Annotated in this window: 14 protein-coding genes and 1 pseudogene; 6 read left to right on the forward strand and 9 right to left on the reverse strand. The window is 57.2% G+C overall.

The annotated features are described in order from the left end of the window. Window positions 1-39: 39 nt before the first annotated feature. From ACWHXD_RS23685 to ACWHXD_RS23700, 4 genes are all read right to left on the reverse strand, one after another. Window positions 40-1299, reverse strand: coding sequence for a D-mannose isomerase (locus ACWHXD_RS23685; RefSeq protein ID WP_138763565.1), 1260 nt, complete (start codon window positions 1297-1299; stop codon window positions 40-42). A 233-nt stretch (window positions 1300-1532) separates the two neighbouring features. After that, complete coding sequence (locus ACWHXD_RS23690) at window positions 1533-2357, reverse strand: ATPase (protein ID WP_044267739.1); 825 nt, start codon at window positions 2355-2357, stop codon at window positions 1533-1535. Between the two features lie 127 nt (window positions 2358-2484). Beyond that, entirely contained in the window at window positions 2485-3483 is a 999-nt protein-coding gene (locus ACWHXD_RS23695) for an NAD-dependent epimerase/dehydratase family protein (protein WP_138763564.1), read from the reverse strand. Window positions 3484-3535: 52 nt separating this feature from the next. Next, window positions 3536-4429: a LysR family transcriptional regulator ArgP gene (locus tag ACWHXD_RS23700; protein WP_003193773.1), complete on the reverse strand. Its 894-nt coding sequence runs from the start codon at window positions 4427-4429 to the stop codon at window positions 3536-3538. 100 nt (window positions 4430-4529) lie between these two features. Here ACWHXD_RS23700 and ACWHXD_RS23705 point away from each other — a divergent pair, with 100 nt between their 5' ends. The 5 genes from ACWHXD_RS23705 to ACWHXD_RS23725 all read left to right on the forward strand — a co-directional run bounded on the left by ACWHXD_RS23705 (window position 4530) and on the right by ACWHXD_RS23725 (window position 15000). Further along, window positions 4530-5129 carry a LysE/ArgO family amino acid transporter gene (locus ACWHXD_RS23705; protein WP_032895568.1) on the forward strand — a complete coding sequence of 200 codons (600 nt, stop codon included), beginning with the start codon at window positions 4530-4532 and terminating at the stop codon, window positions 5127-5129. 178 nt (window positions 5130-5307) lie between these two features. Further along, the gene (locus ACWHXD_RS23710) at window positions 5308-5904 is read left to right on the forward strand and encodes a superoxide dismutase (protein WP_032895567.1); all 597 of its coding nucleotides are present in this window, start codon (window positions 5308-5310) and stop codon (window positions 5902-5904) included. Between the two features lie 262 nt (window positions 5905-6166). Continuing rightward, entirely contained in the window at window positions 6167-10837 is a 4671-nt protein-coding gene (locus ACWHXD_RS23715; protein ID WP_138763563.1) for an RHS repeat domain-containing protein, read from the forward strand. A 647-nt stretch (window positions 10838-11484) separates the two neighbouring features. After that, on the forward strand, window positions 11485-13536 hold the full coding sequence (locus ACWHXD_RS23720) for a putative bifunctional diguanylate cyclase/phosphodiesterase (protein WP_098950525.1): 2052 nt from the start codon (window positions 11485-11487) through the stop codon (window positions 13534-13536). A 126-nt stretch (window positions 13537-13662) separates the two neighbouring features. Beyond that, window positions 13663-15000: an imelysin family protein gene (locus ACWHXD_RS23725; protein ID WP_032895564.1), complete on the forward strand. Its 1338-nt coding sequence runs from the start codon at window positions 13663-13665 to the stop codon at window positions 14998-15000. Window positions 15001-15465: 465 nt separating this feature from the next. Here ACWHXD_RS23725 and ACWHXD_RS23730 read toward each other — a convergent pair whose 3' ends face one another. Then, on the reverse strand, window positions 15466-16767 hold the full coding sequence (locus ACWHXD_RS23730) for an IS4 family transposase (RefSeq protein WP_098952559.1): 1302 nt from the start codon (window positions 16765-16767) through the stop codon (window positions 15466-15468). A gap of 691 nt (window positions 16768-17458) precedes the next feature. Between ACWHXD_RS23730 and ACWHXD_RS23735 the strand changes: the two genes are divergently transcribed. Further along, window positions 17459-18913, forward strand: coding sequence for a TrkH family potassium uptake protein (locus ACWHXD_RS23735; RefSeq protein ID WP_003193780.1), 1455 nt, complete (start codon window positions 17459-17461; stop codon window positions 18911-18913). On the opposite strand, the gene ACWHXD_RS23740 is transcribed toward ACWHXD_RS23735, so the two are convergent. The 4 genes and pseudogenes from ACWHXD_RS23740 to ACWHXD_RS23755 all read right to left on the reverse strand — a co-directional run bounded on the left by ACWHXD_RS23740 (window position 18870) and on the right by ACWHXD_RS23755 (window position 23327). Beyond that, window positions 18870-19928, reverse strand: coding sequence for an AraC family transcriptional regulator (locus ACWHXD_RS23740; protein ID WP_138762304.1), 1059 nt, complete (start codon window positions 19926-19928; stop codon window positions 18870-18872). The two genes, ACWHXD_RS23735 and ACWHXD_RS23740, sit on opposite strands and share 44 nt — an antisense overlap. A 209-nt stretch (window positions 19929-20137) precedes the next feature. Further along, on the reverse strand, window positions 20138-20650 hold the full coding sequence (locus ACWHXD_RS23745) for a DUF2514 family protein (protein ID WP_138762303.1): 513 nt from the start codon (window positions 20648-20650) through the stop codon (window positions 20138-20140). Beyond that, a pseudogene (locus ACWHXD_RS23750) lies at window positions 20647-21197 on the reverse strand (glycoside hydrolase family 19 protein). Before ACWHXD_RS23750 ends, ACWHXD_RS23745 begins: the two are co-directional and overlap by 4 nt. A 240-nt stretch (window positions 21198-21437) precedes the next feature. After that, the gene (locus tag ACWHXD_RS23755) at window positions 21438-23327 is read right to left on the reverse strand and encodes an acyltransferase family protein (protein ID WP_499084744.1); all 1890 of its coding nucleotides are present in this window, start codon (window positions 23325-23327) and stop codon (window positions 21438-21440) included. Window positions 23328-23357 lie beyond the last annotated feature (30 nt).

The following is a 23357-nucleotide window of genomic DNA, read 5'->3' on the forward strand; positions in this document are numbered from 1 at the left end:
GGATTTTCAGGGCGCAGGTAACAAAGGGACGCACAAATGTCACCACTTGGTGACATAGCATCCGCTGCCCAATGCGCTGGCCAAACTGGGTGCCAAGGGCAGTGCAGGCAGCACAACCGCTTGCCAGGCATGGTACAGGTCAGGTTTGCCGCCCCAGATTTTACTGCTGGGTTGGTTGTGCGGGCTGAGTTCGTGGTGCCAACTGCCCTGGAGCCGGTCGATGAAGTGGGTTTCGCAAAATTCCCAGAAGCGTCGGTACCAGGTTTCGTAATGCAGTTCGCCGGTACGTTTGAGCAGCGCCTGAGCGGCGGCGCTGGCTTCAGCATGGGTCCAGTGCAGGCGCTCGCGTACCACCGGGCGCTGGTTCCAATCCAAAGTGTAGACAAGGCCCGGCGCACCATCCACCGCCCAGGCGTACTCGCAGGCACTGGCGAACAGGTCTTTGGCGTCGCTCACCAGCCAGTCTGGCGTGGCCAGCTTAGCCTTGAGGCGCGCAGCTTCCAGGTGCAGCAGCAACCGCGCCCATTCAAAACCATGGCCGGGTGTAATGCCGTATGGGCGAAAGCCATCGGCGGGGTTGTCTTGGTTGTAACCGAGCAAGGGCTTCCACTGCGCGTCGAAATGCTCGATGACCATTAACTGGTTGCCGGCGGCATGGGTGTGGATCACTCGCTCGACAATGCGCAGCGCGCGGTCCAGCCAGCGTGTATCACCGCTGACATCGGCCAGCGCCAGGAAGGCTTCGGTGGCGTGCATGTTGCTGTTGGCGCCACGATAGGCTTCGACGCCGCTCCAGTCCTGGGCAAAAGATTCGAGCATGACGCCCTCCTCTTCGCTCCAGAAGAACTGGTCGATGATATGGATAGCGTCGTTCATTAATGTGCGCGCACCCGGCGCGCCGGCCACCACGGCAGAGCTGGCCGCGAGGGCCACGAAGGCGTGCAGGTAGGCGGCCTTGCCGGTGTTGCCATCAGCCGCGTGGGGCGCGGCGAACCAGCCACCGTGCTCGCTGTCGCGCAGCGGGCCGCTGAGCGCCGCCACACCGTGCGCCACCAGCTCGGCATAGCCCGGCAACCCCATGGCATGGGCCATTGCAAAGCTGTGGGTCATGCGCGCAGTGTTCATGGTTTCGGCGCGGGCGTTGGCCGGCAATTGGCCTTTATCGTCGAGATTGCCGAAACCGTCCGGCAGGCGCGATGCCTTGGCGAACGCCAGCAGCCGCTGGCCTTCGGCGGCGAGCCAGGCGTGATGGGCAGGTGCATTCAGCCAACTGCTGGCAGGCAGTGGATGGGTGGTCATGGGTGGCCCTTATTGTTTTTTTGGGATGACCGGAGTCTAAACAAGGGCGTGGGATGGGCAAGTAACGAAAGGGAGGGTAAATGTCACCAAATGGTGACAATCAACACCCTAATCCTAATGTAGGAGCGAGCTTGCTCGCGAAAAGCCAACAAGCGCCGCGCTTATCCAGGAAACCCGCGTGATCGTTAACGTTTTTCGCGAGCAAGCTCGCTCCTACAGAGGACGATTTGCGGTCATTGGCCCAGTGGGGTGGCCGCAGCCGGCGCATTGAGACGCTGATTCAAGTTCTGCACCTGGCTCTGCAAGGTGGTGATATTGCGCGTGGTCTGGATGCGGAACACGTCGAATTCCTTGTTGGTCGGCGCGTCGACGTTGGCCGGCTGGTTTTCCTGGGCGCTCTTGAGTACCAGTAGGTCCTGCTCGAGACGGGCGATGGCCGCGCTCGGGTTGCCTTGCTTCTTCAAGGCCGCCACATCGGTGGCCAGGCCCTTGACCTCGGCCTGCGCTGCCGTAAGGCTGGCGACCGCGTCAGTGAGGGCCTGCACCTGGCCTTGCAGCTTGGTGTTGGCCGCTGTCAGTTCGGTGGTGCTGGCACTCATCTGCGCCAGGCGGCTGTCCAGTTCGGTGGCTTGGCCCGCGACGCCCAACTGTTGTTTGCCCTGCTCCTGCAACTGGGCTTCCAGCTGCTTGATCTGCAGTTTCAAGGCTTCGCTGCCGTTGTTCACATTGGCTTCGCTGGCCACGACCTTGCCGGAAATCGCCTGCAGGCGCCCCGCCGCTTCCTCGCTGATGCGGGCAAAACTCTCCTGGGTGGCGACCAACTGCTGGCCCATCAGGGAGATCTGCTGAAAGCTCCACCAGGCCAGGCCCGCGAAGGCGATCAACAGCGCGCCAACCAGTGCCCACAACGGCCCAGTGCTGGCGCTCTTGACCTTGACCACGGGCGTCGTTCGCGAACGCACCGACGTCGCGGCGGTCGGCACGAAATCATCGTCATCCCCACTATCGGCCCGCAGGCTGGGAACGTTGTCGAAGTCGTCTTTAGCATCGTTACGCATGAATCTACCCTGAATCAATGAGATGGCTGGCTGCAAAGCCGAGCGGCAGGAGTATAAACCGCACTCCCGGCGCATGGATCGACTCGGAACCTGGAATTGGGTTCCCGAAGTGTTGCTGCTTATGAGCTTATTGGCGGCCCGGGTTCTGGGCTTTCCACCAGCTGCAGAACTCGTCAAGCGCGGCCCACAGGCTGACCTTGGGCTCGTAGTCGAGATAATGCCTGGCGCGGCTGATGTCGAGGGTGAAATCTTTGTTCATCACCTGCATGCCCAGGCGCGACAACGCCGGTTCCGGCCGCCCCGGCCATATCGCGCAGAAGGCTTCATTCAAGGCTGCCACGCTGTAGGCCACACCGTAGGAGCGGTAACGGGTCACCTGGGGCAGCTCCATTTGCCGCATCACGTAGTTCACCACATCCCAGATCGGCACCGGTGCGCCGTTGCTGATGTTATAGGCTTTGCCCAGCGCCGAGCCGGTGGCGAGCAAACTGCTGAGCAGCGCCTCGTTAAGGTTGTGCACACTGGTGAAGTCGACTTTGTTCAAGCCGTCGCCGATGATCGCCAGGCGGTTCTTGCGCTGCATTTTCAGCAGGCGCGGGAAGATGCTCATATCGCCGGCCCCGGTAACAAACCGTGGGCGCAGGGCTATCACTTCCAAGCCGAATTCCTGGGCGCCGAACACCTTCTGCTCGGCAAGGTACTTGGTGGCGGCATAGGGATGCTTGAAACGCTTGGGCACTTGTTCTTCGGTGAGCCCCAGGTGGTCCCTGCCGTCAAAGTAGATCGACGGCGACGACAGGTGCACCAGGCGCCCGACGCGCTGTTTCAGGCAGGCTTCGACGACGTTTTCGGTGACCAGCACGTTGTTCTGGTGGAAGTCCTGATACTTGCCCCACAGCCCGACGGCGCCGGCGCAATGCACCACGGCTTCGACATCGCGGCACAGGTCACGCACCAGGTCGGCGTCATTCAAGTCACCCTGGATAAACTCGGCACCACGCCGTACCAGGTGTTCCACACCCTCGGCGCGCCGCCCGTTGACCCGCACGTCCAGGCCCTGCTCAAGGGCGAAGCGCGCAAAGCGCCCGCCGATGAAGCCGCTTGCGCCGGTGACCAGAATTTTCATGTAGTACTCCGTGTTCTTTCGTTTTTCATCGCTGTTGCCTTGACGCGCGCCATCACTCCAACGGCACCAACCAATGACCACACACATCGGCCAGATGGTCGGTCAACAAGCCCAACAGTTGTCCGCCACTGCGCCAATGATGCCAGTACAGCGGCACATCGATGGGCTTATCTGGCAATAACTCGACCAATACGCCGGTTTCCAACTGGTCGCGCACCTGCAATTCAGGCACCAGCCCCCAGCCCAGGCCGGCTTCCGTCAGGCGGATAAAGCCTTCGGATGACGGGCATAGATGGTGTTCGAAACCACCGTCCACTCCCAGGGATGCCAGGTAGCGGTGCTGCAGGAAATCATCCGGGCCGAACACCAGCGCAGGCGTGCGCGCCAATTGGTCGGCCCGCACGCCCCCAGGAAAATGCCGCGCCAGAAAGGCCGGGCTGGCCAGCGCCCGATAACGCATGGCGCCCAGCAACAGGCTGCGGGCACCGGCCACGGGGCGCTCGCTGGCGCAAATGCAGGCCGCCACTTCACCAGCGCGCATGCGTTTGAGGCCCACGGTCTGGTCTTCGACCACCAGGTCCAGCAGCAAATGCTGTTCGGCGCAGAAGTCGCTGACCGCCTCGGCCCACCAGGTGGCGAGGCTGTCGGCATTCAGGGCAATGCGCAGGCGCTCGGGCATGCCCTCCTCGTCCAGGGCCGGCACCTGGCTTTGCAGGTCACGCTCCAGCAAACGCACCTGCTGCACATGGTTGAGCAGGCGCCGGCCGATATCGGTGGGCGTTGGCGGCGAGGCGCGTATCAACACCGGCTGGCCGATGCGCGCCTCCAATAGCTTGATGCGTTGGGAGATGGCGGACTGCGATAGCCCCAACACTTGGGCACCGCGCTCAAAGCCGGCTTGTTCCACCACCGCCGCCAGGGCGGAAAGCAATTTATAGTCGAACATCAGTTTCTCTAATGAGCGATCAGCAATATTGGTTTTTCTTATACAGCCCCGACCCGCACCATAGCCAGCATCGTTTGAGCATCAACAAGGATCTCCCTCTATGTGGCAAAGCTATATGAACGGTTTGCTGGTGGCCCTCGGGCTGATCATGGCAATCGGTAGCCAAAATGCATTCGTACTCGCGCAAAGCCTGCGCCGCGAACATCACTTACCCGTGGCGGCGCTGTGTGTGATCTGCGACGCACTGCTTGTGGCCGCAGGGGTATTCGGGTTGGCCACCGTGCTGGCGCAAAGCCCGATACTGCTGGCGGTGGCACGCTGGGGCGGCGCTGCGTTCCTGCTGTGGTACGGCGCATGCGCGCTGCGCAGGGCCTGCTCGAAACAGAGCCTGGACCAAAGCGACAGCCTCAAGACGCGCTCATTGCGCGCCGTATTGCTGAGCGCCCTGGCAGTGACCTTGCTCAACCCCCACGTCTACCTGGACACCGTCCTGCTGATCGGCTCCCTGGGCGCGCAACAAACCGAACCGGGTGCCTACGTAGCCGGTGCGGCCAGTGCTTCGTTTCTGTGGTTCGCCACCCTGGCGTTGGGTGCGGCATGGCTGGCACCCTGGCTGGCACGCCCGGCCACCTGGCGCCTGCTGGACCTGCTGGTGGCCGCGATGATGTTCTCGGTGGCCTATCAACTGATCAGCGCCTGAGCAATATTCCAAAACGCGCTGGAACCTCTATCCCACACAGTTGTTGCGTGGTTATGCCGCACCCCCGGTGCTATGATCGGACCCCTGCGCCGCAAAGAGTACAAACTCCCCGGCGCATGTTTGGCCGCCCGTGATCGGCCTTGCGCTCACCGCAACTGACCTGATTAGGAGAATCATCATGGCTTTCGAATTGCCGCCGCTGCCCTACGCACACGATGCCCTGCAGCCGCACATCTCCAAGGAAACCTTGGAATACCACCACGACAAGCACCACAACACCTATGTCGTGAACCTGAACAACCTGGTGCCTGGCACCGAGTTCGAAGGCAAGACCCTGGAAGAGATCGTCAAGTCTTCCTCGGGCGGCATCTTCAACAACGCCGCTCAAGTCTGGAACCACACCTTCTACTGGAACTGCCTGGCGCCAAACGCCGGCGGCCAACCCACCGGCGCGCTTGGCGACGCCATCAACGCTGCGTTCGGTTCGTTCGACAAGTTCAAGGAAGAGTTCACCAAGACTTCGGTCGGCACCTTCGGTTCCGGTTGGGGCTGGTTGGTGAAAAAGGCTGACGGTTCCCTGGCCCTGGCCAGCACCATCGGCGCCGGCAACCCGCTGACCAACGGCGACACCCCGCTGCTGACCTGCGACGTCTGGGAACACGCCTACTACATCGACTACCGCAACGTGCGTCCAAAGTATGTGGAAGCGTTCTGGAACCTGGTCAACTGGAAGTTCGTGGCTGAGCAGTTCGAAGGTAAGGCCTTCACTGCCTAAGCAACGCTTGCCGCACTGCTGGTCATTTGAGTGATTATCAAATAATCCGTGATCCGTTCAAAAAACCGAAGTCCTTTTGGATTTCGGTTTTTTTATGCCTAGTCACCTCCCAACATATACTTATAAACAACCCAAGCCATAGCCAATCATTATAAACAACTGTCAGAACTCACAGGTTCTAACCGGTTGATTCTTCCATACGCTCATATCTCCATACCCCGTTCTGAACGGTCAGGACTATCACGTTATAAGGAGATTAACCATGGCGCACAACCCAATGGGCAAAGACCCGGCCGACTACGAAAGCGAGCCAATCTTTAATGCAACCACACAAAAATCCAATATGGTGAACACCCGCACTGGGTTGTTTGAAGCTTATATAAAGATGCCTGCAATTATCGGTAACTCAGGCAATGGCCCCGTATTCGAAATGAACCTATTCTATAGCCCTCTGACCAACAACCAAGCCGCCCTGGGCGACGGCTGGGAATTCAGCCCTACCCTCTACAGTGAGGAATATGAAAGGCTGACGCTCCATAGTGGAGAAACACTGTCCCTGAAAAAGGGCAAAAACTTGAACACCCCTACGATCGACGCTGAATGGGATAATGATGGAAAACTAAAGGTCCGGCGCGGAGGTAGAGTAGAGCTCCTATCAAAATTGGAAGACACGTTATTTTATTTTCCAGAGTGGCTGACCGACGATGGTTACAACAAACTGCATTTTAACTGGATAGCCACACCTCATATCATAGAGGGTAAAACCTATTACCAGACAAAATTACAAAGTATTCGCGACGGTGACGGCGAGGGAGACCCCCTGATCGAAATAGAATACACACTTGCCAATGACACCGACCAACCAGCGATAACCCCCGTCACCATGACCTACTGGCCGACCCACCCCGCTGAAAAACTGCGTTATCAACTGAACATTGAGGACTACGCCCTCACATCCGTAGTGCTCGCCGACGATATCCAAACCAAGCTTGAGTATATGGACCATGAGACCGCTGGTTGGTTACTGAACAAATTCACCAATTGGGACGGCCTCGTCGAAGTGTTGTTGTATAGCGACAATGGGTTGAGTTTTCCGGACAATCCGAAATTAACAAAACTGCCATGTGTGAACGAACATTACATCTACCCTAGTAATGGCGTCCTACCATTTGTTCACCGTTATGAATACGACCGCTCAGACAGGCTTGATTACTACATAACCACCAAATTTCACGAAGCGATAACAGAATACAAATACGACTACAAAACCAATGAAATCGTATTGGAAACCGTGACAAGATCCAGCCGCAACGTACCTTTCATTATCACCACAAGCCACACAATTTCTGCTGACTCAACCGCTATAAAAAACGACCGAACTATTACGTACAGCCACAACACCAAGAGCCGAAAGATAGAAATTCAAAATCGACTTAATCAACATGCCGCCTTGATCGAGAACATACAACCGGGAAAGGCAACTGAATATAATTACGACCCTCCTGTCAATGGCCATGCTCCTCTCCCCCGCCAAGAAACTCAGTACTCATTCAGCTCATCTCCCGGAGTTAAGATCGTCAAACAGTTCGATTATGTTTCAATAAATGGCATGAGCGAGCAAAAACTTAGCCGATTAACTCAAATATTTTCGCCCTATAAACTTTTCAAGCAACGCATAACCTACCAACTCATTAATTATTACGAAGAAAACAGCTTTCGAAAAGGAAAACCAAAAAAAATCACTCAGAACGACGGCGAATTCCGCTTACCCGTTCGAGACTTCAATTACGCTCTTGGAGGCACAAACAATACCGAGCTAACCACCACAACCACCGAGAGCATCGGCACCCGGACGCGCGTTTCCTCAAGCACTCAAAGCGTGCTTAGCGGGCGACTTATACGCCAGGTAGACACGGACGGTAATCGTGCCGAGTACACTTACGACGCGTTCGGAAGGTTAGCGACCCTCACCTTATGTGCGCAGAGCCCAACGTATAAGCAAATCACGGCCTATACCTACCCTGCCCCAGGCCAAGTCATGATCACTGAAGCTAACGGGCAGGTTCGCTTAGAAGTATACGATGGGCAGGACCGACTCCTCAGAGAGTACGACTACCCCGAACCAGGCACTCAACGCCTGCTCAAGGAGGTCAGCTACGACATTTACGGAAGGGAGAAGCGCAGCACCCAATATGATTACCACGCAGACGGCACGCAGTTCAGTGAGTGGAGTGAGGTGGTCTATGATGGTTGGGGTGAAGTCGAGCAGCGAAACTATAGCAGCGGCCGGCGAGACGTTAACCGCTACGACCCCATCGCGATGACACGCACAGAGTGGAGCGGAACACCCACTGATAAACATAGAAAGATAACCACCTACAACGAGGACGAAACAATCAAGAAAGTTGAGTTTCGCGATCAGAATGGCGCGGTCTATCAGACTCAAACCGCTACCTACACAGAGGAGCGACTCCTTGAGCAGTTGCAAACCGATGGCGAGTTCGGGGTCACCACCATCACCTATACCCGCGATTCTTTCGGACGCGTACTCACGGAGGCCCATGTTGAAGACGATAAAGGCTTGCTACCCCTTTTAAACCTTGCCTACACCTACCATTACACCTACCCCGCTCTTTCTCCGAGCAACGAACCTAAAACCATAGACATCAGTTTCTCCCTGCTTGGCCTGCAAAGACGCTCGCTGGGTAAGCGTACGTTTGATGCGTGGGGCCGCGTCACTAGCTTGACCCGGGGCGACGCGACCGAAACCTATACCTATATTGGCGCCAGCACGGTCCCTGCCTCGACAAAAACAGCGGACGGCCACGTCCTCAAACATGAGTACATCCCGGAACTGGGCAATAAGCTGAGCAAAATCACTAACGAAGACGGCAGCAAACAGAAAACGTTCAGCTATGCCCATGCCAGGCAAAACATCTCCACCGCCAGTGAGGGAGAGCGTATTCTGAAACACCACCATGACAGCCAACTGCGCGTGACGCAACAACACGCTCAGACGCAGTCTGGCAAAACCAAAGAAGTATCCTGCAGTTACTCGCCCGCAGGGCGTTTACTCACTGATACCGACGTATTCGGCGCGACAACGAAGTTCCTATACAACTCAGGTGGACAGCGTACCTTTAGCAAAAAAGAGTTCGTCACCTCCTACACATACAATGACCAAGGGCTCGCAGAGAATGAACGTCTAGAGGTTAAGACCGACGCAGCGAAACACGTTGATCTCAAATATGAATACGACGCTCAGCAACGTGAAATCATGCGCGAGTTTCACCCCGTCAATACCTCCATCATCCTTAAAATAATGACATCTTATTATAGTGATGGCCGGTTCAAACAGGTTCAGTTGAAAGGAGACAGCGACGTCCTGGGCTCACGCAGCTTCACCTACACAGCTGCTGGGAGGCTTAAGTCATGCACGACAACAGGGGTATGGAGGCCACAAAACCCGAAAGGAAAACTCATAGACAAAGAAGAGTTCACCTACGACGCACTTGGCAACGTCAGCCGGTGTGTCAGCACCTTCGCTGGCGCGCGCAATACCGCGACCTATACCTACGACAGCTCAATGGGGGTTCGCCTGGAAAAGATCGAGAACACGCATGCGGACTACACAAAATCGGCCACTTTGACCTATGACGCCGCCGGCCGCATCTCTCAAGATCAAAAAGGCAGAAAATACCACTATGACTGGTTGGGACGCTTGACGCAGATAGGGAGCAGGCTATACGGCTATGCCCCCGATGATAGCCTGATGACAGTAGGTGAGGGGCCGGACCAACGTCAGCTCATCTATAGAGAGGGCCAGCTCAACGGCGAATATGCCATTGAGAATGAAAGCAATTTCCGGCAATTGCAGCCCGGCAGCGCCAGTTGCATCGCCCAACAAACCAGGATTTCAGGGGTGGACAGGATCCTGTACGAATGGCGAGACCTTAATGGCACGGTGTGTGTCACCTACGACGCAGTGGCTGAAACCACAAAGTTTCATGCCTATACCGCGTTCGGCGAACACTTCTTCGAAGATACCCACTCCTTATTGGGCTACCAAGGAGAATACGATGACGCCACGAACGGCCAAATCCCCTTGGGCGAACGCGTCTACCTGCCCCAGATACGACAGTTCCACGCCCCAGACACCAGCAGCCCATTTGGCATCGGTGGCCCACACGCCTACGGCTATTGTGTCGGTAACGACCCGATCAACTTTCATGACCCCAGCGGTCACTTCTCGGTTAGCCGGGCACTGAGGAACATTTGGGGAGACAATCTGCCCGAGCCTCTCGGCCTTGGTGAGAGTGGCAAGGTGATTTCCACCATAATATTTAGCGGTATAGGGGTGCTCACCGCAATTATGACGGCCCCGGCGTCGCTGATAGTAGCAGCGGCCTTGGCCGCTCTTACTTCAGCAGTATTGGCGGTCACCGCAGTAGTTATTGCAGAGAGCCATCCGGAATGGTCCCAAGGACTGGCCTGGGCCTCACTATTCTTCGGTATTGCCTCTGGAGCTACGGCACTGATCAAGAACATGCCACAGAGATTTGCAAGACTTTCCAACTACCTGGGGAATACGACACGCACTGTCGGCAAGAACGTCTTTCGACGCACGGCAGCTGTTTCGCCGGCCCAAAAAATAGTGCGAGCCGGCCTTGGCGAGCTGCCGGAGAATATGGATCCTATATCTAAGCTGCGCCTGATAGAGCCTTATCAATACACTGGGGTCCTCAAGGAAACACCGAGCATCGAACTATTCCAAGACTTTAACACCCTGCTATTTGGTGTTACCGGCGTATTGAGTAATACCGGGGCGCTGAGTGAAATGGAGAAAGTGGACGGTTTGAATACGCTCATCGGTAATGGTACTTGGTTGCCGAATGGTAGCTGGCACAAGTTATGGACTAGTATCCGGAAGTAAACCGCCCTCAGCGCAGCAGCGCCGGGGCACTGGCCTCGCCCGATACTGACATCAATCGCCAGCGATCGACTGGCGTACCGTCTCAGGGCATTCGCTGAACTTGAGCCCGGCAATCGCCGGGCTTTTTTATGCGCGCCAGGCAGACAGCCCAGAGATACCGGAACTTAACCGTAACAATTGACCACACAACCGTCAGGAGGAATAACCCTCCTGAATGAATGTGGAGAATGACGATGGATCCTATTTCGATGGCAGCAGGCGCAATCCCGATGGTATCGGGCCTTCTCGACAAGGGCCTGGATGTGGCAAAAGGCGCTCTGGACTTGGCGAACAAGCTCGTAGACACGGTCGGCAAGGACGCAAAGGTCGCTGGGGACGCACACCAGTCAGAGGGTAAGTGCAATTATTAAGAGAGTCGTAGAACCGGAAGGCGGATCTGCTCCGCCTTCTCCCCTGCCAAGCCTGCTGCGCACGTCGTGCCCTTTTGCCCGCCTGTGAAAGCCCCACCATAAGTTGTCGCCGCGGCACCTTTAATCAGCAACACCCTCAATTTATCCCAAGCCCCAATGTCCCTTTGACTGCCATCACCAGATTGCCAATACTCATGGCATATTGACGGCCACCCGCATGAGACAAGGAATGCCCCTTTGAAGCTGGAACTCAAGAACAGCTTGTCGGTGAAGTTGCTACGGGTTGTGCTGCTGTCGGCCTTGATCGTGGGTGTGGCGCTGAGCGTGGCGCAGATCGTTTTTGATGCCTACAAGACGCGCCAGGCCGTGGCGGGCGATGCCCAGCGCATCCTCGACATGTTTCGCGACCCCTCGACCCAGGCCGTGTACAGCCTGGATCGCGAGATGGGCATGCAGGTGATCGAAGGCCTGTTCCAGGACGACGCTGTGCGCATGGCCTCTATCGGCCACCCCAACGAGACCATGCTGGCGGAAAAAAGCCGCCCTTTACAGCAGTCCCCCAGCCGCTGGTTGACCGACCTGATTCTTGGCCAGGAACGCTCCTTTACCACTGCGTTGGTGGGCAAGGGCCCCTACAGCGAATATTACGGCGACCTGAGTATCACCCTTGACACCGCCACCTATGGCCGAAGTTTCCTGGTCAGCTCGGTCATCATCTTTATCTCGGGCGTATTGCGCGCCTTGGCCATGGGGCTGGTGCTGTACCTGGTGTATCACTGGATGCTGACCAAACCGTTGTCGCGGATGATCGAGCACCTGACCTCGATCAACCCGGACCGCCCCAGCGAGCACAAAATCCCTCAGCTCAAGGGCCACGAACGCAACGAACTGGGGCAGTGGATAAACACCGCCAACCAATTGCTCGAATCCATCGAGCGCAATACCCACTTGCGCCACGAGGCCGAATCGAGCCTGTTGCGCATGGCCCAATACGACTTCCTGACCGGCCTTCCGAACCGCCAGAAGTTGCAGGCGCAACTGGACAAGATCCTCACGGACGCTGGCCGCCGGCAACGCCGTGTCGCGGTGTTGTGCGTGGGGCTGGATGACTTCAAGAGCGTCAACGAGCAGTTCACCTACCAGGCCGGCGACAAACTGCTACTGGCCCTGGCCGACCGCCTGCGCGCCCACAGCGGCCGCCTGGGTACGCTCGCCCGCCTGGGCGGCGACCAGTTCGCCCTGGTGCAAGCCGATATCGATCAGCCCTACGAAGCCGCCGAACTGGCGCAAAGTATTCTCGATGACCTGGAGGCTGAATTTGCGCTCGACCATGACCTGATCCGCCTGCGCGCCACCATCGGCATCACGCTGTTTCCGGAGGATGGCGACAGCACCGAGAAGTTGCTGCAAAAAGCCGAGCAGACCATGACCCTGGCCAAGAGCCGCTCGCGCAACCGCTACCAGTTTTATATCGCCAGCGTCGACAGCGAAATGCGCCGGCGCCGTGAATTGGAGAAAGACCTGCGCGATGCCCTGAGCCGTGAGCAGTTGCACCTGGTGTACCAACCGCAAATCAGCTACCGCGACCATCAGGTGGTGGGCGTGGAAGCCCTGCTGCGCTGGCAGCACCCTGAGCACGGGCTGGTACCGCCGGACTTGTTTATCCCGCTGGCGGAACAGAACGGCACCATCATTCCCATTGGCGAATGGGTGTTGGACCAGGCGTGCCGGCAATTGCGCGAATGGCATGACCAGGGCTTCACGGCGCTGCGCATGGCCGTCAACCTGTCCACCGTGCAACTGCACCACACCGAGTTGCCGCGGGTGGTCAACAACCTGATGCAGATCTATCGCCTGCCGCCGCGCAGCCTGGAGCTGGAAGTGACCGAGACCGGCCTGATGGAAGACATCAGCACCGCCGCCCAGCACCTGTTGAGCCTGCGCCGCTCCGGGGCGCTGATCGCCATTGATGACTTCGGCACTGGCTACTCATCCCTGAGTTACCTCAAGAGCTTGCCCCTGGACAAGATCAAGATCGACAAGAGCTTCGTCCAGGACCTGCAGGACGACGACGATGACGCAACCATCGTGCGCGCCATTATCCAACTGGGCAAAAGCCTGGGCATGCAGGTGATTGCCGAAGGGGTGGAGACTGCCGAACAGGAGGCCTACGTCATCTCCGAGGGGTGCCATGAGGGGCAGGGTTATCACTACAGCAAACCGCTGCAGGCCCGGGAGTTGACGGCTTATTTGAAGCAGGCCGAGCGCAATAACGCCGTGAGTCTTTGAATTTACACTTCGATACTCAATATTTCCCGCGTATAAGCCTTTACACAAAATGCAAATCTTTCGCATTATGTCGCAGCGTTTGCGCTCCCCGCGCGCCCTATCAACAACCGAAGCAGGATGTTCGCCATGATTCGTATGCCCCTGGCCACCGCCAGTCTGCTGGCAATTGCCATTTCTCTCGCCGGTTGCGGCGAAGGTAAAGACAAGGCCGCCGCGCCCCAGGCACCCGCTGCCGCCAGCACTACCGCACCGGCGGCTGCCCCGGCAGGCCAGGTCGACGAAGCGGCCGCCAAGGCCGTGGTCGCGCACTACGCAGACATGGTGTTTGCGGTGTACAGCGATGCCGAATCCACCGCAAAAACCCTGCAGACCGCAATCGACACCTTCCTCGCCAACCCGAACGACGAAACCCTGAAAGCGGCCCGTACCGCCTGGATCGCCGCGCGCGTACCCTACCTGCAGAGCGAAGTATTCCGCTTCGGCAACACCATCATCGACGACTGGGAAGGCCAAGTTAACGCCTGGCCCCTGGACGAAGGCCTGATCGACTACGTCGACAAGTCTTACGAGCACGCACTGGGTAACCCAGGCGCCAACGCCAACATCATCGCCAATAACGAAATCCAGGTGGGCGAAGACAAGGTTGACGTCAAGGACATCACCCCGGAAAAACTCGCCAGCCTCAATGAGCTGGGCGGTTCCGAAGCGAACGTCGCCACCGGCTACCACGCCATCGAATTCCTGCTGTGGGGCCAGGACCTCAACGGCACCGGCCCAGGCGCGGGCAACCGCCCGGCGTCGGACTACATGACCGGTGACGGTGCAACCGGCGGCCACAACGAGCGTCGCCGCACTTACCTGCGTGCGGTCACCCAACTGCTGGTCAGCGACCTGCAGGAAATGGTCGACAACTGGAAGCCCAACGTCGAAGACAACTACCGCGCCACCCTGGAGTCGGAACCTGGCACCGACGGCCTGCGTAAAATGCTGTTCGGCATGGGCAGCCTGTCCCTGGGCGAACTCGCCGGGGAGCGCATGAAAGTGTCCCTGGAAGCCAACTCGCCGGAAGACGAGCAAGACTGCTTCAGCGACAACACCCATTACTCGCACTTCTACGACGCCAAGGGCATCCGTAACGTCTACCTGGGCGAATACACCCGTGTTGACGGCACCAAGCTGACCGGCGCCAGCCTGTCGTCCCTGGTGGCCAAGGCCGACCCGGCAGCCGACGCGGCCCTCAAGGCTGACCTGGCGGCAACCGAAGCGAAGATCCAGGTGATGGTTGACCACGCCAACAACGGCGAGCACTACGACCAATTGATCGCCGCCGACAATGAAAAGGGCAACCAGATCGTACGTGACTCGATCGCCGCCCTGGTCAAGCAGACCGGCTCGATCGAAGCCGCTGCCGGCAAGTTGGGCATCAGCGACCTGAACCCGGACAGTGCTGATCACGAGTTCTGATCAAGCGCAGTTGAAAGAGGCGACCTGCGGGTCGCCTTTTTCATGCGCGCAATAACTGCTGCACCTATCTCTGTGGGAGCTGGCTTGCCTGCGATCCAGACAACTCGGTGATTCAGGCACACCGAGTCGATACCTTCGCAGGCAAGCCACAGTTGACCGCGCCCGGCCACACACTCCACGATGCGAAGCGAGCCGCTCTTGATCTTGATCTGCTTTTGATCTTGATCTTAGGCGCCCCGTCAAACCACGCTGGCCGGAATTCGACAGGGATTTGGGGGGTAAACCGGCAGGGATGCCGGTTTAGCCGCCCCGCGCCATGGATGGCGCGTGGCGGCGGCCCCCCAAATCACTGGCGGATTACGGGCACACCGAGCCTAAGCGAGGTGCCGAGTGGTGGGGCAAGAGCCCTTTTGGTTACTTTTGGGGCTCTTTTCCAAAAGTGACCCGCTGTCAGAGCCAGCCCTTTCAAGGTCTTTTCGTTTTGGCAGCCTTGATTACCCTGTCCGTTGAAACATGCGCATTCACCGCCTTGCCTTGCACCCATGTCTTGGGTTTAGGCACCTTGGGGCCGCGGGGGCTTTTCGCAACTTGTTTGGGTTGGATGTTTCTGGCCAGCTCCAACAAACGCTGGGCCAACTTTTCCACAGGGATGGCGGGAAGATATTCCGAGGGCAGTGCAATCTGCATTCCCTCATAACCACTCCTGACCTGGACCGCCAAGTGATAGATCGAGGCTTCCCAGCCATCAGGCTGGGTCTCCCGATGGGCTTGCTCCACGCTTCGCTTGAGTACGGCCAGGACGTTGTAGGCCAACACTGCCGTAGTGAACCCGAGCAAGGCGGCCTTTGGGCTGCCGAGAGTTTCGATTTCACTTTCCAGGATCGCTTCCAGTCGCTGGAACATACCTTCAATGCTCCAGCGGCGGCGATAGAGTTGCGCGATCTGCTCAGCGCTGACGCTTTCAGGCAGGTTGCTCCAGAACATCAAGCTGCTGTCACCCGAGTCTGTTGGCGAATGAAGCGTCAGTTCGACGCGCCGACATTGGTAACCGCCTCTGACCTGGATGATCTGCTCACGCACAGAGCCTGTTTCCACAGGCACGGGTTCTTGCCACTCACCCTCTTGAATCAGGCGTGGATGTTTGGCTTGCTGGCGAATGACAAAGGACGTCTGGACCTGCTCACAAGCTTCCATTACCGGAAGCGTGCAGTAGAGTCGGTCAGCCAGCCACACCTGGCCAGGTTCAGCATTAGCCAACAGAGGCAACACGCAAACACGCTCGCTGGCGTAGGCATCCTCACATGCCTGAAGGTCGATAACCTGATCGAGATCGGGATCGTAGACCACTACCGAAAAACCGGGACGAGCCGCACCTCGCTCCTGGCGTAAAGCCCCCAGACGCTTCTCAGTGGATGCCAGGTGATTGCCGTCTACCACGCGAACCTGCCAGTCCGGCAGCATCGTCGTGCAGCCCAGTTCTTTGATGGTTGGAGTCAGTCGTTGCGCACTACCGGTGACCAGAGCGCGCAATAGCGCGGGTTCAGTACGACTGATCTTGTCGTAAAGCGCCGCCAAGCTGACAGGGAGATCTTCCAGTTGCCGCGCGGCGGCGTGCAGGGATGGCTTCAAACCCAATGAAACAAGGGACATCAGCTTGATTATGGTCGAGAACAGTAGTTCACGAGAATACTGCCGTTGCCGATGTTCTTCGAAGACCTGATCGACCCACTCAGGGGCAATAGCTTGTTCCAGCGCCAATTTGGCCATGACGCTGGCAGGTGCTTTTTTCTCGAAACGCGCTAGAACATCGGCCCACATCGTTTGGGATCCCTGAATGAAATTTCAGGGGATTTTACCGAAGACCTTGAAAGGGATGGCTGTCAGAGCGGAACCCTAAGTGGCCGTTACCGCAGCAATGGATATGTACACAATCCAACTGTGCTGACTGCTAGGCCGCCTTCGCGAGCAAGCCCGCTCCCACAGTTTTGATCGTGGGGTGTCAGGTAGATAAGTGTCGGCTGGCAGGCCGCCATCGCAGGCAAGCCAGCTCCCACAGTTGGATCATGGGGGTGTCAGGTAGATAAGTGTCGGCTGGCAGGCCGCCATCGCAGGCAAGCCAGCTCCCACAGTTGGATCATGGGGGTGTCAGGTAGATAAGTGTCGGCTGGCAGGCCGCCATCGCAGGCAAGCCAGCTCCCACAGTTGGATCATGGGGGTGTCAGGTAGATAAGTGTCGGCTGGCAGGCCGCCATCGCAGGCAAGCCAGCTCCCACAGTTGGATTGTGGTGTGTCAGGTAGATAGGCGCCAGTGGGTAGGTCGTCACGGGAGCAAGCTCCCTCGCCACAACTTCAGCGTCACTGCGAAGTTGTGTAGACACCAAGCCACCGCAGCCCTTGGTTTACAAGACCTGCACCGCAGGTAGAATGGCGCCTCTGCCCAATCACCCGAGCGAACTTCATGGCGTTGCCGACCCTGCGTATCATCGGTTTCATCATCGGCATCTTCCTGATCACCCTTGCGGTCGCCATGGTGATCCCGATGGCGACCCTGGTGATCTTCGAACGCACCAGCGACCTGCCCTCGTTCCTGTGGGCCAGCCTGATTACCTTTATCGCCGGGTTGGCGCTGGTCATCCCTGGCCGCCCCGAACATGTGCACCTGCGCCCCAGGGACATGTACCTGCTCACGGTCAGCAGCTGGGTAGTGGTGTGCATCTTTGCCGCCCTGCCCTTTTTGCTGACCCAGCACATCAGCTACACCGACTCGTTCTTTGAAAGCATGTCCGGCATCACCGCCACCGGCTCCACCGTGTTGAGCGGCCTGGACAGCATGTCGCCAGGCATTTTGATGTGGCGCTCGCTGCTGCACTGGCTCGGCGGTATCGGCTTTATCGGCATGGCGGTGGCGATCCTGCCGCTGCTGCGCATTGGTGGCATGCGCCTGTTCCAGACCGAATCTTCGGACCGCTCGGAAAAGGTCATGCCTCGCTCGCATATGGTGGCGCGCTTGATCGTGGCGGCGTATGTGGGCATCACCATCTTCGGCAGCCTGGCCTTCTGGTGGGCCGGAATGGGTGTGTTCGATGCGATCAACCATGCCATGTCGGCGATCTCCACCGGTGGGTTTTCCACTTCGGACGAGTCCCTGGCCCATTGGAAACAACCGGCGGTGCACTGGGTCGCGGTGGTGGTGATGATCCTCGGCAGCTTGCCGTTCGCCCTGTACGTGGCCACCTTGCGCGGCAACCGTCGGGCGCTGATCAAGGACCAGCAAGTGCAAGGCCTGCTCGGCCTGTTGCTGGTGACCTGGCTGGTACTCGGCACCTGGTACTGGTGGACCACCAACCTGCATTGGCTCGATGCCTTGCGTCATGTGGCGCTGAACGTGACATCGGTGGTGACCACCACCGGCTTTGCACTGGGGGATTACAGCCTGTGGGGCAACTTCTCATTGATGCTGTTCTTCTACCTGGGCTTTATCGGTGGCTGCTCGGGCTCCACCGCGGGCGGTATCAAGATCTTCCGTTTCCAGGTGGCCTATATCCTGCTCAAGGCCAACTTGAATCAGTTGATTCATCCGCGCGCGGTGATCAAGCAGAAGTACAACGGCCATCGCCTCGATGAAGAGATCGTGCGGTCGATTCTAACTTTTTCGTTTTTCTTCGCCATCACCATCTGCATGATCGCCCTGGCCCTGTCACTGCTGGGCGTGGACTGGATGACCGCGTTGACCGGTGCCGCCAGTACCGTATCCGGCGTGGGCCCCGGCCTGGGCGAAACCATCGGCCCGGCCGGCAATTTCGCCACCCTGCCGGATGCCGCCAAGTGGATCCTATCCCTGGGCATGTTGCTGGGGCGCCTGGAGATCATCACCGTGTTTGTGTTGTGCATTCCGGCGTTCTGGCGTCACTGACCGACGACATTTGCTGCAACCGCGCCCGGTATTCGCCGGGCGTGGCATCGAACCAGCGGCGAAAGGCGCGGAAAAAGTTACTCGGGTCGGCAAAGCCCAGCAGGTAGGCGATTTCCAGCAAGGTCATGTTGGGTTGTGCCAGGTACTGCTCGGCCAGTTCGCGCCGGGTGTCATCGAGCAAGGCCTGGAAGCTGGTGCCCTCTTCCTGTAGCCGCCGCTGCAAGGTGCGCTGGGACAGGTGCAACGTCTGGGCCACCGCTTCGCGCTTGGGTTCGCCCTGGGGCAGCAGGCGGCACAGCACCTGACGCGCCTTGTGGGTCACGCGGCTTTCGGAAAAACGCGCCAGGTATTCACCGGCAAAGCGATCATGCAACAGCGCCATGGCTTCATTGGCTGTGGGCAGCGGCGCCTCCATGTCGGCCTGCTCGAAAATCAGTGCGTCATAGGGTGCATTGAATTGCAAAGGCGCGTGGAAGGCGTGTTGGTAGGGCGCCAAGTCCGCCGGCTGATCGCCTTGCAGCAGCACTTTGCGCGGTTGCAGGGTGCGCCCGGTAAGCCAGCCGCACAGGGCCAAAGCGCTGGCCAGCGAGGCTTCGGCGCTTTGACGGGTGGGCGGCAGGTGATCGCCATGCACTGTCAGAATCAACGCATAGCCTTCGGGTAAAAGTCGGAAACTCAAGTCAGCGCTTTCGGCGATGATGCGCTGGTAACGCACCAAGCGCATAAAACCTTCGGCCAGGGTGTTGCTGGACATCAACGCATAACCGGCAACATGAAACGAGGCAGGGCGTACCACCTTGCCCATGTTCAGGCCAATCGCCGGGTTGCCCGACACCTCGACCGCACGCTGCCACAGGCGGGTCATGGCGTCTTGCGGGAAGCGCGCATCGGGGTCAGTGAGGGACGCATAATCCAGGCCCAACTGCTTGAACAAGGCCCTGCAATCCAGGCCATCCATTTCCAGCGCCTTGACGATGCCCATCGCCCAGCTTGCAGAAGTTGTTCGTTCGCTCATGGCGTCTTCTTATTGAAAGCAGGCTCCAACGGCAGCCAGGAAGCCAAGGATACTAACCTGTAGGGGGTAATTCACAGCCCTTTAATATCAAGGGCTCCAGCGCGATAGAAATTTCGTGCTGGGGCTTCATAGGGCCTCTTGGGGTCCGCAATGCCAACATAATGACAGCTTGGCATTTCCTGCGGCGTCCTGCCGACCGAACACAATCCCTATCCCCCCAACCCATCATAAGCTCGCTCGCACGTCACTCCACGGCCTCGGCTTTGATCAGCATCTGCCGCCAGGTCTCCCGCTCTTTGATCAGCGCGCTTGAGCACGTCGGCAAACACCATGACGGCGCGGGTAGCTGCCTGGCTTGCGGCAGCAGTGCAGGAATGGCCGCCGGCTTGACTGGCTGCGACTCTACCGGCAGTTGCGTCGGCTGCGTCCCGCAAGCTGCGATCATCGCGAGAAGCGGCAGCATCAGCATATGCCTGATCAATGACTTTCTGACCATCTTGGATCACCTTGTTGATTGTCTGTTGGCGGGCCTGCTCTTTGGCGCGCTCAGTGGATTCGTTCAGAGCCTTCGCCGCGGCGTCGTTGGTGTCTCGGGCGTTCCACTTGGCCTGCCACTCAGCATCGGTGACCGACTGGCCGTGACTGTAGGCGAGGAACAAACCGGCCAGGACGACGGCAACCGCTGCTATATAAGGAAGGGCTTTCGGCCACAGGGCGTTCATGCCAGCACCTTCAAGGCAGCGTTATAGAAGGCAATGCGCTCGGCCAGGCCGTTTACGCCGCCATTGATACGACGGGTGATCATCTCGAACGATCCGGAGTCGGCCAGCTTGTTCAGGTCGCGGGAGCTCCAGAACCATGCAGCCGTCTTGGCCGCCCACTCTGCCTGCTCAAGTAGCTCAGGGGTGCGCAGCAGGCGGTCATCACCAAACAGCGCCTTACTGCACGCCAAATAGTTGTCGCGGCCCGTAACCTGAATCAAGCCCTGCCACGGTACTTTTGGCCGTCACCGTCTGCTTCTGGCGTATTGCCCAGGCGTTTGGCCAGGGTGCCGGTGTCGTACTTGCTCAGGTACTGATCGCCTCCCAGTTCCCGAACGTATCGGAATTGGCCCGACTCATGACCGACCTGGGCAATGAACGCGGCCATTCTTAGCCTGGTATTGATCTGGTACCGCTCCATAGCCAGATTTAGTGCAGACGCAAAAACGCCGGCATTGCGGCCGGCGTTCGGGAGGATCTGCAGCAACTGCTGCTCTGTGATCGGCATGCTTTTCTCCAGGCGAAAAAAAGCCCGGCTCAGTGGCCGGGCTCTGTCAGTTAAATATCTAGCTACTGCACTTTCAGATCCTTCACAATTACCGGCACTAGGGCCGTCCTTGCAAAGAACTCAGATGCCTGTGACGTCAAGTGCCCGACGTCAAAGGTCACAAGCCCGGATTTTCGATCATCTCCCAAGTAGGTCATGCAGCCTTCAGAGTTACAGAAAGAATCCAGCGCAGACACGTATTCAAAGCCAGCGGTACTGGCTCGTTTTTTTCAGCCAGGTATCAGTTGGGAACACATCGCCGGCAAAGTTCTCATTGACTCGCTTCGGTGTGTTAAACCAATACTTCCTAATTACCATCTGGTGTAGTGCTGTGTTGTACCTTGGTACCGGCCCGACTACAACTACATGTTTAACACCGTATTCCTTCGCTTTCGCAACCAAGGCCGCTAGGTTGTTGAACATATCATGCCCCCCAATCTGCGCTATCACTAGAACCTGCGGCGCAACCTTCTGAATCACTTCAAGTGCAACCGTGTTTGAGCGATCACAGTACTTCTTATCTGGCGCTTGCGGATTGGGTATATTCGCGATGCAGCCTGAACTGGCGACCTGTATCAGCGAAACATCACTCGGTAGATCCTGTTTTAAGCCATATAGCAGTTGTTGGGCGTGCGAGTCCCCCCAAACCATGACAACAGATTTTGAAGTTGGGGTGTAGCAGGAAGGGTCAATTTGCGCTCTGGGCTCGTTTGTGGCGCTACCAGAAAGATGACTGTCCATATCATAGAAGTCACAATCATAGCGGTAGGTCTCAGATGTATTGTGAATCTTGAAATATTTCCAACTCGGTGCGAAATTATTGAAATACTGCGCATATTCTTCGCGATCCACGACGGCCGCCCGACCCGGCAACCCATCCTTGTAAAAGGACAGCGTTCCTGATATAGCCACAATAAAGCCTAGGAAAACTAGAACTCCAGTTTTTGAGAGTTTCAACTTGGCAGCCCTGAATGGCAGCTCAATAAATTTATATGTAACAAATGCAAGCAAGAAGCTTGCAGCGATTGCAATTACGCCCTCCCAAACGCTCAGTTCGTCTGCACCAACAATCCTCATGAATGTGATGACAGGCCAGTGCCAAAGGTACAGCGGATAGCTTATCAACCCAATACCGACAAATACGCGATTGGCTAATACTCGATTATTAAACCAGGCTCTCGATCCGGCAAGTATAAGCAGAGCCGACCCCATTACCGGCATCAAAGCCCAAGCGCCAGGGAAGGATTTGGTTTTATCGATAATTGCTACCGAGGCGATCAGAAGCGAAACACCTAATAATGAAATCGTATTGAACGCTGTCTTCCGTGCCGATGCACTGGTGTTGCTGCAAGAAATCAAGGCCGGGTGGAATACGGCAACGTAGGCAAGCACACTTCCTACCAAAATCTCCCAGAACCGGTACTGCGGAAGATAGAATGCTGCCGATGGATCCGTCTTCAATTTTTGTACATCTGCACCGAACGACAACACAGCCGCAATTACCAGAAGTGGTAAAGCCCATTTCCTATAGCGCCACATAGCCCAGGCGATCAAAGGAAACAGAAAATAAAACTGCTCTTCAACACCGAGCGACCACAGATGCAAAAGCGGCTTAAGCTCTGACGCAGTATCGAAATATCCAGACTCCTTATACAGAACTATGTTTTGTACAAAGCCGATACTGGAAATTATGTGCTTGCCTAGCATCTTAAACTCAGATGCCATAAGCGCGAACCAGCCAAAAAGATAACAGGCAGCAAGAACAAGAATCAGGGCAGGAAAAATCCTTTTAATGCGTCTTTGGTAAAAACCAGAGAAACTAAATCTACCTTCGTTAAGTTCTCTAAAAATGATACTTGATATCAAGTACCCAGATATCACAAAAAATACATCTACACCAACAAAGCCGCCAGGGATTATCAGAGGGAAGGCATGAAAAAGCAAAACTGCAATAATTGCAAATGCCCTAAGACCGTCGATATCTGGGCGATAAGAAATGTGCGATCCTAAGTTTAATTTTGCTTTGTCTTTTATTGATTCTGATGATTCTGATAGTAGTCTGCGCTCACCGTCAGCCTTTGTGTATTCCATAAAAACTTCTCATTGATGTGATATTTTGCG

This window comes from Pseudomonas fjordensis (genome assembly GCF_976987115.1).